Origin of the sequence: Mycobacterium sp. UM_Kg27, assembly GCF_000972905.1 — a bacterium.
Taxonomy (GTDB): domain Bacteria; phylum Actinomycetota; class Actinomycetes; order Mycobacteriales; family Mycobacteriaceae; genus Mycobacterium.
Genome location: NZ_JRMM01000372.1, coordinates 1 through 253 on the forward strand (window position 1 = coordinate 1; position 253 = coordinate 253).

The 253-nt window shown below is 64.0% G+C and carries 1 protein-coding gene; it reads right to left on the reverse strand.

The window, feature by feature from the left end:
- On the reverse strand, nt 1–211 hold a 211-nt coding region (locus LI94_RS21690; RefSeq protein WP_046302565.1), incomplete at its 3' end, for an IS3 family transposase.
- Between the last annotated feature and the right edge of the window lie 42 nt (nt 212–253).

A 253-nucleotide genomic window follows, 5' to 3' on the forward strand; every position in this document is an offset into this window, starting at 1 on the left:
GCTGCCGTGCTGCACGCAGGTCGGTCGACTCCAACGTGGTGGTGCCGGCCTTGACGCCGTCATCGATGTCGGCCTGGCGCAGCCACTTGTGCAGCGTCATCGGGTGCACCCCGAAATCGGTGGCAACCTGTTCGATGGTCACCCCGGGATCGCGGTTGCGGGCAACCCGGACAACGTCGTCACGGAACTCTTTCGGATAAGGCCTGGGCACAATGACATCCTTCCAGCCCACCCCGCAAGGCAAGCCAACTCA